A 12,698-nucleotide genomic window follows, 5' to 3' on the forward strand; every position below is an offset into this window, starting at 1 on the left:
ACGATCCGTAGCAGCTGCCGAGCTTGCGAGGCTGCGTTCGGCTGCGAAGCAGTCGCAAATCCTGCTTCCACGGTTCGCCTGGAATACCGCAGTGCCTGATTTTACGACTGCTTCGCAGCCGAACGCAGCCTAGCGGCAGCTGCTACAGGAAATGTGCCGCGTCGTGAGAAAACACCCTCCACAAAAAATCCGGCCGAGGCCGGATTTTTTTTCCCAATCACTGCATCCAGGGTGGAGGCGGCTCTTCGGTTTTGCCCGGTGGCGCATCGTCAGCGGCGCGCACCGCTTGCCGACGCTCTTCATCGAACCGTGCGGCTTCGATCTCGCGCATGATGCCGCCGACGTCCGCCAGCTCCTCCGGTTCGTCGAACTCGCCGGTCAACACGCTGGCCGGATGCAAGGTGCCGGCTTCATACAAGGCCCACATTTCCTTGGCATACCTGGTGCCTTTCAACTGCGGAGCAAAACGCCCGAAGTAGGACGCCATGTTGCCGACATCCCGCTCCAGCATGCTGAACGCATGGTTGTTGCCCGCCGCGTCCACTGCTTGCGGCAGATCGATGATCACAGGACCCGTCGGCGTCAGCAGCACGTTGAACTCGGACAGGTCGCCGTGCACCAGACCGGTACACAACATCAGCACGATCTGCTGAATCAGGAAAGCGTGATACTCAAGCGCCTGATCCGGTTCCAGCACCACATCGTTCAAACGTGGCGCCGCGTCACCGTATTCATCGGCGATCAGCTCCATCAGCAGCACGCCTTCAAGGAAGTCGTACGGCTTGGGAACCCGCACGCCGGCACTGGCCAGACGGAACAATGCAGCCACTTCGGCGTTCTGCCAGGCGTCTTCGGTTTCTTTACGACCGAACTTGGAGCCCTTGGCCATCGCTCGAGCCTGCCGGCTGTTGCGCACCTTGCGACCTTCCTGGTACTCGGCCGCCTGACGAAAACTTCGTTTATTCGCCTCCTTGTAAACCTTGGCGCAACGTAACTCGTTACCGCAGCGCACCACATAAACAGCTGCTTCTTTACCACTCATGAGTGGGCGCAGCACCTCGTCGACCAGACCGTCCTCGATCAGGGGTTCAATGCGTTTTGGAGTCTTCATCAGCTTTTATTGTGGGTCCTTTATTACCAAACACGCGAATGTCACTCGTTATACGGCAATCCTCTCACAGCGGGGAGGGGTTGCCGACCTATGAACACCTCAGATGCACTCAATGTGCCAGATTAATCAGAGAAACCGGTCGACATCGGTCGACCGCACAGAATCATAGCCGAGAGTCCTGCCCTTGTTAGCGGCCCGATACGAGGGCATTTGTGACACAAGCTGAGACCGGGTCACCAAGCCAGTGCAGGATTTTTTTTGAAGAGCCTCAATTTTCTCTCCAATCAGCCGAAGTCATCAGAGACAAACCTATTTTGTCTGACAATCAGAATAAAGACGCCAGCGTACCGCACTGGATCTCCTTGATGGAGGCCGCGCACGTCGCAGGATGCAAGAGACTGCAAAAAACACCGCAAGGCTTTACGGCTGCCGTTAATCCGCGAGTCATCAGCACTTCGTGGGCTTATAAGAAAAATCTGGAGCGCGGATGAACATCAAACAAAAACTGACGTGGGCGTTTGCAATCATCGCCTGCTTGCCGGTCGTACTGGTCGCCACCCTGGTGGTGCTGAACCTGCGCAGCGATGCGAAAGACGCTTTCGTCGACGGCAGCGGCCGTGAGATTCGTCAGGTCAGCAACGCCATGCAAATATTTTTCGATAGCATCAGCCAGAACGTCAACTATCTGGCCAACCAGCCGCTGATCAAAAACAGCGATGACAGCCTCAAAACCTACATCAGCGCCAACGCGGCGGACATTCCCCAAGGGGAGATGGACAAACAGATTTTTACCCTGCTCGAGAGCATAGGCACCAGCCATCCGTCTTACGCCTATGCGATCGTGGGCACCAGTGCTGGCGGTTACGTCTCCTGGCCTGACGAAGCGAAGCTGAACAACTACGACCCGCGTCAGCGCCCCTGGTACAAGGCCGCCATGGCCAATCCGGGCAAACCGTTTCGCACAGAAGCTTATTACTATGCCGCCGACGACACGACCTACGTCAGTACCGTGCGCACCATCGGCAACAAGTTGGGCGCCACGGGCGGCGTGGTAAGTATCGACGTGACGCTCAAACAGCTCACCGAAATCGTCAAACAGATCAAGCTTGGCGATACCGGTTACCTGATGCTGATGGAAAACACCGGCACGGTGCTGGTCGATCCCAAGCAACCGGAGCACAACTTTAAAGCCCTGAGCAGCCTGGGTGATGGTTATGCGCAACTGGCCAAGGCCGGCAAAGGCCTGGTGGAAGTCGAACTGAACGGCGAGCACTACATGGCCAACGTTTGGCCATCGGAACAGCTGGGCTGGACCTTTATCGGCCTGATCAAACAGACCGAAGTGATGAGTTCGGCGACCCAGCTGACCTGGTTGATCGCAATCATCGCCACGGTGTTGGCGGTGATCTTCGCCGTGGTCGGTGCCAGTTTCGCCAGCCTGATCGTGCGGCCGATCCGCAGCGTTGCCAGCGGTCTGGAAGGGATCGCCCAAGGTGAAGGCGACCTGACGCAGAACCTGCAGATCCGTGGCAGCGATGAAACCGCGCAACTGGCCAACTGGTTCAATCAGTTCCTGGCAGCGATCCGTAACCTGATCCAGAACATCGGCCAGGCAGCGAACAAGATCCTCGCCACTTCCAAGAGCTCGACCCAGGTCTCCAGCGACATGGCCGAAGCCGCCGGACGCCAGCGCGAAGCAGTGGACATGGTGTCCACCGCGTTCCACGAAATGGTCGCCACCGCCAACGAAGTCGCGCGCTCTTGCAGCCAGGCCGCCGAATCGGCCGACAGTGGTCAGCGCCAGGCCCGCGAAGGTCAGCAACAGATCGATGCCGCGGTCAGCAGCGTCGATCAGCTGAGCCAGGAGATCGAGCAGTCAGCGCAGTCGATGCAGCAACTGGAGCGCGACAGCAATGACATCCAGTCGATTCTCGGCACCATCCGCTCCATCGCCGAGCAAACCAACCTGCTGGCCTTGAACGCGGCCATTGAAGCCGCCCGTGCGGGTGAGCAAGGTCGCGGTTTTGCCGTGGTTGCCGATGAAGTGCGAGCCCTGGCCAAGCGTACCGCCGACTCGACTGCCGAGATCGACGGCCTGCTGGGCAATCTGGCCAAGCGCACCAGTCAGGTCACGCAGCAGATGCACGCCAGCCTTGAAGTGTCGCAACAGTCCGTCAGCCGCATCGGGCTGGCGCGTAGCAGTTTCGGACAGATCCGTGAGTCGGTGGACGTGATCCGCGACATGAACACCCAGATCGCTACGGCCGCCGAGGAGCAGCACCAGGTCGCTGAAGACATCAACCGCCACATCAGCCAGATCCATGGCGATGCGCAGCTGGTGGCCGAATTGGCCAACTCGGCGCAACTGGACTCCCGGAGCCTGGCAGGGTTGTCCAATGAGCTGGATGTTTTGGTGAGAAGGTTCCGCACGTAAGAGCCTGATCGTTCCCACGCTCTGCGTGGGAATGCCTCCGGTGATGCTCTGCGTCACGCTTCAAAAGCGCCGCTGGAGCGTCCATCGCTACACTCCCACGCAGAGCGTGGGAGTAATTGCTCTTTTAGCGCTTTCACTGTTTGAACAATTCTCCCGGGGTAAATCCGAACAACCCCTTGAACGCCGCAATAAACGCCGAGGTCGAGTCATAGCCACACGACAGCGCAGCAGTGGTCACGCTGTCGCCCTCCTCCAATGTGCGCAATGACGATAACAAGCGCATACGCTGACGCCAGCTGCGGAAACTCAGACCCGTCTCACGCTGAAATAGCCGCATCAAGGTTTTCTCCGATGTCCCCAGATGCTCAGCCCACTCGTGCAACGTGACGCTTTGCTCAGGGCTGGCGATCAACTCGTTGCACAGCCCAAGCAGGCGTGGATGGCGTGGCAGCGGCAAGGAGAAGCCGACCTCAGGCAAGCTCGCCAACTGGTCCATCAGCACCTGCACCAGGCGCGCTTCGCGGGTGTTGCCCTGTGGATAATCCACCGGCAATTGGCAAAAACTCTTGATCAACTCCCGCGCCAGCGACGTCACTTCCAGCACCCGGCAACGCTCAGGGGCCCATGCGCAATCTTCGCGGCGCACATAGAGGCTACGCATTTCCGCACGCATCGAGGTCACCACGTGATGCTCCAGGTCAGCCGGAATCCAGATCCCCCACTGTGGCGGCGCAAAGAAGCTGCCCTCGGCGGTATGCACGCCAAGTACGCCACTGATCGCGTAGGAAAACTGCACCCAGTCGTGGCGATGAGCCGGCGTCCATGAGCCGGCGCTGAGACTTTCAGCCCGGGCATACAGCGGGCGCGGCAATGCCGTCAGAGCGGGAATTTGCCGTTCGAGTCCACGTTGTCCGTTAGTCGGCATTGATTGGCCTTATGTCGCAAGACGGCTTGTTGCACCGACGTTAGGCTAAGTCATCAATTCTTACAATCCTATCGGTGCCGGATATGCATGCCTTCAAACACCTCAAACGCGTGGTCACCGACTGGTTCTTGTGCGGCATGCTGGTGGCGACCTTGCTGTCGTACCTGTTCCCACGCTTCGGCGCTTCGGGCGGATCGATGCATGCCGAACGGGTGATCAACATTGGTGTGTTTCTGGTGTTCTTTCTGCATGGGGTCAACCTGTCCAGCGAACAGATCAGCCATGGTCTGAAGAACTGGCGTCTGCACATCATGGTGCAGAGTTTCACCTTCGTGGTGTTTCCGCTGATCTGGCTGCTCAGCGACAAACTGCTGGGTTCCCATTTCCCGTCGCTGTTGATGCTCGGCTTTCTCTACTTGTGCGCCCTGCCCTCGACGATCTCCTCCTCTGTGGCCCTGACCGGCAGCGCCGGCGGCAACGTGCCAGCGGCGATTCTCAATGCCAGCCTGTCCAGTGTGCTGGGGATCTTCCTCACGCCGTTGCTGGTGAGTTTGGTGATGGGCAGCGGCGCGGGCGGGATCGACCTGGGCTCGACCTTGCTCGACCTCTGCGCAATGTTGCTGCTGCCGCTGGTGCTCGGCCAGTTGCTACGGCCGTTCTTCGGCAAGTTTTTCGCCCGACACAAACGCTACACCAACATCGTCGACAAGCTGGTGATCCTGTTACTCGTCTACGCCGCGTTCTGCAACTCGATGGTCTCCGGTATATGGCAACAGCAGGGTAACTCGGTCATTCTCAGCGCCTTGATTGGCAGCGCGATATTGCTGGCAGCTATCCTCTGGATGACGACACGCACCGCCCGCGCCTTGAAGTTCAGTCCGGCCGACGAGATCGCCGCGGTGTTCTGCTCCAGCAAAAAGTCTCTGGCCGCCGGCGCACCGATGGCCGCGCTGATCTTCGGCGCCAACCCGGGGCTGGGGCTGATCCTGTTGCCGATCATGATCTATCACCCCTTGCAGTTGATCGTCTGCTCGGTGATGGCCGAGAGTTACGCCAACCGCAATCGGTTGATCGCCGAGCAGCAAGGCGCAGCTGTGCTCAGCGCTCAATGATTGCAGTGACACCCTGACCGCCAGCGGCGCAGATCGAGATCAAGCCTCGACCCTGCCCCGCCGCGTCCAGCAACTTGGCCAGACTCGCGACGATCCGCCCGCCCGTGGCCGCAAACGGATGTCCGGCGGCCAGAGAGCTGCCTTTGACGTTTAGCCGACTGCGGTCAATGGAGCCCAGCGGCGCGTCCAGGCCGAGACGGGTTTTGCAATACACCGGATCGTCCCAAGCCTTGAGGGTGCACAGCACTTGCGCGGCAAAGGCTTCGTGGATCTCGTAGTAATCGAAGTCCTGCAGCGTCAGACCGTTACGCGCCAGCAGGCGCGGCACCGCATACACCGGCGCCATCAACAGGCCTTCCGCACCTTTGACGAAATCCACCGCAGCCGCTTCGCCGTCGCGCAGATACGCGAGGATCGGTAAGCCGCGCTCCTTGGCCCATGCCTCACTGCCCAGTAACACCAGCGACGCACCATCGGTCAGCGGCGTCGAATTGCCCGCCGTCAACGTACCCTTTTCACTGCGCTCGAACACCGGTTTGAGCGACGTGAGTTTTTCCAGGGTCAGGTCAGGGCGCAGGTTGTTGTCACGGGTCAGGCCAAGGAACGGCGTCATCAAATCGTTTTGCCAGCCTTCAGTGTAGGCGGCAGCCATTTTCTGATGGCTTTCAAGCGCCAGCTGATCCTGCTCGGCACGGGGAATGCTCCAGGCCTGCGCCATCAACTCGCAATGCTCCCCCATGGACAAGCCGGTGCGCGGTTCGCCATTTCGCGGCAGTTCAGGCTTCAGGTGATGGGGCCGCAGTTGCAGCAGGGTTTTGAGCTTTTCGACGGTGGTTTTGCTGCGATTGACCTGCAACAGAATCTTGCGCAACTCCTCATTCACCCCGATCGGCGCATCCGAGGTTGTGTCGACCCCGCCAGCGATGCCGCATTCGATCTGCCCCAGGGCGATTTTGTTCGCCACCAGCAGCGCCGCTTCAAGGCCTGTACCGCAGGCTTGTTGAATGTCGTAGGCCGGGGTGGCCGGTGACAGCCGCGAGCCAAGCACGCATTCGCGGGTCAGGTTGAAATCCCGCGAATGCTTGAGTACCGCGCCAGCAACCACTTCGCCCAGGCGCAGGCCGTGCAGGTTATAGCGTTCGATCAACCCTTCGAGCGCCGCCGTCAGCATCGCCTGGTTACTCGCCGTGGCATAAGGACCATTGGAGCGGGCGAAGGGGATACGGTTACCGCCGATAATCGCGACGCGGCGCGGCTGAGTCATGAAAAGCTCCCTATCCTGTGAGTGGTGCACGCTTGTACAAGCGTAGGTTGTATCTCGTTTAATCGAACGACTGATGACCATCAATGGTCCACAGTTTGAACCCCAGCAGCTGGAGGGCGTTCCATGTCTGATCGCTACATCGACTTCGCCAACTCGGCAATCGGCCGCCGCCTGGTCGGTGCCCTTGGCCTGCCGTCACCGGGACGTCTGGAGCGCTGGCAGGCCGGGCGCCTGCGACCCGTCGAAGGCGCGTTGCTGATTGGCGGTGGCCCGCTGGCGCAGAACATCAGCGCGTTCGCTAACAAGCTGACCGATGCTATTTACAGCTACGGCCCCGAGCCGCTGGTGGCGCCTGCCTGGATTCCCGGTCACGGCCCCAAACTCAAAGCCGTGGTGTTCGATGCCAGCGCCATTACCCGGACCGATCAACTCAAGCAATTGCGCGAATTCTTCCAGCCGCTGCTGAGGAACCTCGACAACAGCCCTCACGTGGTAATTCTCGGACGCGCACCGCACACCCTGAGTGACCCGTTCGCCGCCAGTGCCCAGCGGGCGCTGGAAGGTTTCAGTCGCTCATTGGCCAAGGAATTGCGCAACGGCGGCACCTTGCAGTTGTTGCAGGTGGGCGAAGGCGCCGAAGAGCAGCTTGAAGGTGCACTGCGGTTTTTCCTTTCGCCCAAAAGCGCCTACGTGTCCGGGCAAGTGTTGCGCCTGAGTGCCTGCGACACCCAGGTGCAGGACTGGAGCCGTCCCCTGGCCGGGCGCAAAGCCCTGGTCACCGGCGCTGCACGCGGTATCGGAGCAGCGATTGCCGAGACTCTGGCCCGAGATGGCGCCGACGTCATCCTGCTTGACGTGCCGCCGGCCAAATCCGATCTCGATGCCCTCGCCGCTCGCTTGGGCGGGCGCGGTATCGCGCTGGATATCTGCGCAGAGGATGCCGGTACACAACTGATCGAACAGCTGCCGGACGGCATTGATATCGTGGTGCACAACGCCGGGATTACCCGCGACAAGACCCTGGCCAACATGACCCCGGATTTCTGGGACGCGGTGCTCGCCGTCAACCTCAACGCGCCGCAAGTACTAACCCAGGCGCTACTGGACAGCGGCACCCTGTGCGATAACGGTCGAGTGATTCTATTGGCCTCCATCAGCGGCATTGCCGGCAACCGCGGGCAAACCAACTACGCCGCGAGCAAGGCCGGGCTGATCGGCCTCGCCCAGGCCTGGGCGCCGCTGCTGCAGGAGCGCGGCATCAGCATCAACGCGGTAGCGCCGGGCTTTATCGAAACACAGATGACTGCACATATTCCGTTCGCTCTGCGCGAAGCCGGGCGGCGCATGAGTTCTCTGGGTCAGGGTGGTTTGCCCCAGGACGTCGCCGAAGCTGTGGCCTGGCTCAGCCAGCCGGGTAGCGGCGCAGTCACCGGGCAAGCCTTGCGCGTCTGTGGGCAAAACGTATTGGGAGCATAATCATGGCAGTGGACTGGCACACACTCAACAGAGCCCCCAACCTGACCGAGCTATACGTTCGGGCAGCCACGCGGCGCAAGATCACCGGCACCACACTGCCCGAGAATGGCTTGCGCTGCTGGGTCGATGTCGACCCAAAACGGCTGGCGGCCTATCGCAAAGTCTGCGGTTTTACCGAGAACGGCTTGCTACCGCCGACCTATCCCCATGTGCTGGCGTTCGCCTTGCAGATGCAACTGCTCACCGCCAGTGACTTCCCTTTCCCGCTGCTGGGGCTGATTCATCTGGCCAATCGCATCCGCGTGTTAAGACCCATGGGCGGCGTCGGCAGTGTGCGAGTGAGTGTTCATCTGAAAAACCTGCAACCTCACGCCAAAGGTGCGGTGTTCGACCTGATCACCACGCTTGAAGATCCGCTCGGTCCGCTGTGGGAAGCCGAAAGCCGCATGCTGTGCAGAGGCGTCGAGTTGCCGGGCGAACCACTCGAAGAAACGCAATCAGCGCCCACGGCCTTGAGCGAATTGACGCGTTGGTGGGCTCCCGCCAACATCGGCCGTCGGTACGCCAGGGTCTCCGGCGATTACAACCCGATTCACCTGAGCGCCGTCAGCGCCAAAATGTTCGGATTCCCCAAGGCCATCGCCCATGGATTGTGGAACAAGGCGCGCACCCTGGCAGCACTCAGCGAGCGTTTGCCCGCGGCCAATGTAGAAATTGCGGTGGAGTTCAAAAAACCGGTGCGCTTGCCCGGCGAGGTCACATTACTGAGCAGCGCAGCGGGCTCCAGTGGGGACTTGCGATTGATGGGTGCCGGGGATCTGGAGCACATGCTCGGCAGTTGGCGGCCGATTGCCTGAGGCTGCGACTCAACCACGCCGGATCATGAACACCCCGGCCAGGATCAGCACCAGCCCGGCAACCTTGCCGACGCTGATCGGCGCTTCGCGAAAACCGGCCCAGCCGAAATGGTCCAGTGCCAGGGCCATGCCCAACTGACCGGCCAGTACCAGCGCCATGAACAACATGGCGCCGATTCGCGGGCCGGCAAACGCGGCCGTGGTGATAAAGAAAGCGCCGAGCAGCCCCCCGCTCCAGTGCCACCAGGTCAGGCTTTTCAGCGCGTTCAACGTCGGTACTTCACGTTGAACCATGACCAGAATCAGCAGCGCCACAGCCCCGACAAAAAATGAAATCAATGCCGCAGCCAGAACGCTGGACACCTGCTTGGCCAGTTGGCCATTGATTCCCGCCTGCAGCGGAAGAAAAGCGCCGGCAATAAAGGGCAGGCAAAGCAGCCACCAGACAGGGGCGGGCATAGTGTTCTCCAGCGGGGAAGTCAGGACGCGCAGTATAAGGCAATGCCTCTTGTTAAATGATCGGCATACCGCTTTCTTCCGGCATGCGCAGGTCGGCGATGACCAGCGCGATATCCGGATTGCGGGTCAAGTGTTGCAGGGCAAGTTTGACCGAGGTCGCGGTGAAGCAACTGCAAGAACGGATTAATCACAAAGTATTAACCGGAAGGATCACGCCAAAAGTCCGTCGTTTTTGAAATTTCTTCAGACGTCTTCGAGTTATTTCTTTCTGGGTAATGGCATTTTGGCTGGTCTGCGCTACCTTCAAATAGCAAATAGATACATGTTCATAGCTGCCTGATTGCGAAACTGACCGTCTGGAAATACAGACTGGTAATACGGCAGGAAAGGGAGAGCCGTGATGAACAGTCGCATCACCATGGGCCTGGCCGGATTACTTTTAGCAGGGGCCATTTTTGTTGTTTATTGGGGGCTCGTACTCAGCCACCAACCAGTGCTGGTAGCCGAACCAATGATCCAAAGCGCCGCCCCCGTCGCACTGGAAAAAGCTGTTGCCACGGCCGAAGACCAGCCCTGTCAACCGGTCGTGGTGCTGGTCCACGACGTACCTCCTTTCGTCCCGATCAGCGCCGCTGACCTTGCTCTGGAAAAACTTCGCAGTGCACCTGCTGGCAGCCTGAGCAGTATCGATCAGGTTGTTGGTCGTGCGCCTTGGCGGCACCTGAGCGCCGGTGCCTGGTTCAGTGATGACAGCTTCGAGGCCGGTGGCCCGCAAGCCCTTTCCTGGGCAGGCGAAAGCGACTCCCCGGCCAACCTCTACGCCGTCAATAGTCACTTGTTCCAATTCACCCAACTGGCCCTCGGTGCGGCGTCCAAAGGGCTGGCTAGAAACAATACTGTGGCTACGCTACACACAGCCATAGAGATTATTCGCGGTAACCAGGCCTCATGACAAACCCCTTGATAAAGCAGGGAAGAACATACATGCGCAAACATTCCGTGCCAGAGTTCAAACGTGTGATCTGGGCCATGATGCTGGCCGGACTACCTATCGATATGGCGCTAGCCGCCTCCAGCAACTGCCCCGCATTAGACCGATTACCAGCAGCGATTGAAGTCGGCGAGGGCCTCCAGCGAGAGATACCATCCCCTGTGGCGATCACTCGCCTGGCGGTAGGCGATCCGAAAGTCGCCGACGTGCACCTCAATGGCAACAACGCTTTTCTGCTCACGGGTATGGCCCCGGGCGCAACCAGTCTGATGGTCTGGACCGCGTGCTCCAGTGCTCCTCGTCAGAGCATGATATTCGTTCAGGGCAAAGCCAGCGCCTCCCTGACCAGCAGTTCGTTAGCACCGTCCGAAGACCCGACGCTGCCCATCCAGGTGCAGACCGACATCCGCTTTGTCGAGGTCAGCCGCACCAAGCTCAAAGAAGCCACGACCTCAATTTTCGGTACCCGTGGCAACTTCCTGTTCGGCGCACCGAAAACCCTGCCGACGATTAACGGAGTCGTCACCGCCACCGCACCAGTGGATAACGCCCAGTTCAACTTCAACTGGATCGGCGGCAAAACCCTGGTAGCGATCAACGCATTGGAGGGCAGCGGTTTTGCCTACACCCTGGCACGTCCGAGCCTGGTGGCCCTCAGCGGCCAGAGTGCAAGCTTCCTCGCCGGCGGCGAGATTCCGATTCCGGTGCCCAGCTCCGGCAGCGACAGCGTGTTCATCGAATACAAGGAATTCGGCATCCGCCTGAGCTTGACGCCGACGATTGTCGGCCGCAACCGCATTGCCCTGAAGGTGGCGCCGGAAGTCAGTGAACTCGACTTCACCAACGCCGTGACCATCGCCGGTACCGTGGTGCCAGCGCTGACGGTGCGACGTACCGACACCAGCGTTTCCCTGGCCGATGGCGAAAGCTTCGTGATCAGCGGCTTGATCAGTACCCGCAATAATTCTCAGGTCAACAAGTTTCCCGGCCTGGGTGATATTCCAATCCTCGGAGCTTTTTTCCGTGACTCGAAGATCAATCGCGAAGAGCGCGAGCTGCTGATGATCGTCACCCCGCACCTGGTTCAGCCGCTGGCGGCCAATGCGCAACTGCCGTCGCTGCCCGGCGAGCAACTGCGCAATTACGACCCGAACTTTTACCGCATGTACTTCCTGGAAAACGGCGACTTCGACAAGAAAATGGGACTCTCGCAATGATCCAAAGCCTGAGTCAGACCTTCCTTGCGATCACTCGCAACAGTACTTACTTTGAGGCGCCACTGGGGCAAGTAATCAGCGCCGACATCGCCCGCGCATTTGCTTACTAGAGGGATCCTGATGAAAGCAATGATTGCTGTACTAAGCCTGCTGATGCTGGGCGGCTGCGCCACCAACGGTCAGGGCTCCTGGTCGAGCCTTTCCCCACCCGGCCCCTGTGCCAAATTGAACTCCGATCAGGAACTGTCGCTGAACCTGGCCGACGACATGATCAATGATGGCAAGCTGCACGCCGGCCTGGCCAACCTGCAAAATCTGCCCGATGACCTCAACCAGGTGCGCTTGCGCAAAGCCAGGATTTACCGCTTGCTGGGCCAAAATGAAGCCGAGCCGCTGTACCGCAGCCTGCTCGGCACCTGCCTGTCAGCCGAAGCTGAACATGGCCTGGGCCAACTGGCCGCGGCCAAAGGTGACAACGACCAGGCCCTGGAACATATGTCGCGTGCCGCGCGACTCTCGCCCACTGACGAGAAAATCCGCAACGACCTGGGCGTGGTCTACCTCAACCAACTGCGGATCAACGAAGCACGCTTTGAGTTCCTCACCGCCATTGAGCTCAAGCAGACAGATCAATTGGCGGCAGTGAATCTGGTGTCCTTGCTACTCTATCAAGACAACTGGAGACAAGCTTCCGAGGTGGTCAGCCGCGCCGGCCTGAGCCCTGAACAATTCACCAATGCCAAGGCGCGCGCCGAGAAGCTCAAAACCCTGATCAAAGCCAAACCGGCCGTAGGCGATCAAGTCGTTACCGCCAGCGATCCACAACAACCGAGTATCAAGTAAGCACCAAGA

The 12,698-nt window shown here is 59.7% G+C and carries 10 protein-coding genes and 3 pseudogenes; 8 read left to right on the plus strand and 5 right to left on the minus strand.

The annotated features are described in order from the left end of the window. Positions 1-217: 217 nt before the first annotated feature. A complete protein-coding gene (locus AC07W5_RS03975; protein WP_494993544.1) occupies positions 218-1,111 on the minus strand; it encodes a PA4780 family RIO1-like protein kinase in 894 nt (297 codons plus the stop codon). Between the two features lie 643 nt (positions 1,112-1,754). Between AC07W5_RS03975 and AC07W5_RS03980 the strand changes: the two are divergent. Next, positions 1,755-2,687 (plus strand): annotated as a pseudogene (locus AC07W5_RS03980) (cache domain-containing protein); the annotation flags it as partial. Between the two features lie 261 nt (positions 2,688-2,948). Continuing rightward, a pseudogene (locus tag AC07W5_RS03985) lies at positions 2,949-3,545 on the plus strand (methyl-accepting chemotaxis protein); the annotation flags it as partial. A gap of 133 nt (positions 3,546-3,678) precedes the next feature. Here the strand turns inward: AC07W5_RS03985 and AC07W5_RS03990 are convergent. Continuing rightward, positions 3,679-4,470: an AraC family transcriptional regulator gene (locus tag AC07W5_RS03990; protein WP_495011290.1), complete on the minus strand. Its 792-nt coding sequence runs from the start codon at positions 4,468-4,470 to the stop codon at positions 3,679-3,681. Between the two features lie 83 nt (positions 4,471-4,553). Between AC07W5_RS03990 and AC07W5_RS03995 the strand changes: the two genes are divergently transcribed. Then, positions 4,554-5,582 (plus strand): bile acid:sodium symporter family protein, encoded by a 1,029-nt coding sequence (locus AC07W5_RS03995; protein WP_495022824.1) that lies wholly within the window; start codon positions 4,554-4,556, stop codon positions 5,580-5,582. Here AC07W5_RS03995 and AC07W5_RS04000 read toward each other — a convergent pair. Next, positions 5,569-6,846 carry an acetyl-CoA C-acetyltransferase gene (locus AC07W5_RS04000; RefSeq protein ID WP_495022825.1) on the minus strand — a complete coding sequence of 426 codons (1,278 nt, stop codon included), beginning with the start codon at positions 6,844-6,846 and terminating at the stop codon, positions 5,569-5,571. The genes AC07W5_RS03995 and AC07W5_RS04000 overlap by 14 nt on opposite strands. A 123-nt stretch (positions 6,847-6,969) precedes the next feature. On the opposite strand from AC07W5_RS04000, the gene AC07W5_RS04005 reads away from it, so the two are divergent. Continuing rightward, on the plus strand, positions 6,970-8,322 hold the full coding sequence (locus AC07W5_RS04005; protein ID WP_495022826.1) for a 3-oxoacyl-ACP reductase: 1,353 nt from the start codon (positions 6,970-6,972) through the stop codon (positions 8,320-8,322). A 2-nt stretch (positions 8,323-8,324) separates the two neighbouring features. After that, the gene (locus AC07W5_RS04010; RefSeq protein WP_495011287.1) at positions 8,325-9,179 is read left to right on the plus strand and encodes a MaoC family dehydratase; all 855 of its coding nucleotides are present in this window, start codon (positions 8,325-8,327) and stop codon (positions 9,177-9,179) included. 9 nt (positions 9,180-9,188) lie between these two features. On the opposite strand, the gene AC07W5_RS04015 is transcribed toward AC07W5_RS04010, so the two are convergent. Together AC07W5_RS04015 and AC07W5_RS04020 are read right to left on the minus strand one after the other, a co-directional pair. Next, positions 9,189-9,638: a DMT family transporter gene (locus tag AC07W5_RS04015; RefSeq protein WP_494993538.1), complete on the minus strand. Its 450-nt coding sequence runs from the start codon at positions 9,636-9,638 to the stop codon at positions 9,189-9,191. A 55-nt stretch (positions 9,639-9,693) separates the two neighbouring features. After that, positions 9,694-9,822: pseudogene (locus AC07W5_RS04020) on the minus strand (response regulator); the annotation flags it as partial. 216 nt (positions 9,823-10,038) lie between these two features. On the opposite strand from AC07W5_RS04020, the gene AC07W5_RS04025 reads away from it, so the two are divergent. The 3 genes from AC07W5_RS04025 to AC07W5_RS04035 all read left to right on the plus strand — a co-directional run bounded on the left by AC07W5_RS04025 (position 10,039) and on the right by AC07W5_RS04035 (position 12,689). Then, positions 10,039-10,590, plus strand: coding sequence for an SAF domain-containing protein (locus AC07W5_RS04025; RefSeq protein ID WP_494993537.1), 552 nt, complete (start codon positions 10,039-10,041; stop codon positions 10,588-10,590). Positions 10,591-10,667: 77 nt separating this feature from the next. Then, complete coding sequence (locus AC07W5_RS04030) at positions 10,668-11,846, plus strand: type II and III secretion system protein family protein (protein WP_495011343.1); 1,179 nt, start codon at positions 10,668-10,670, stop codon at positions 11,844-11,846. A gap of 120 nt (positions 11,847-11,966) precedes the next feature. Next, positions 11,967-12,689, plus strand: a complete 723-nt coding sequence (locus tag AC07W5_RS04035; RefSeq protein WP_494993536.1) for a tetratricopeptide repeat protein — start codon at positions 11,967-11,969, stop codon at positions 12,687-12,689. Positions 12,690-12,698 lie beyond the last annotated feature (9 nt).

The organism is Pseudomonas sp. GW821-FHT01E05 (assembly GCF_059422425.1).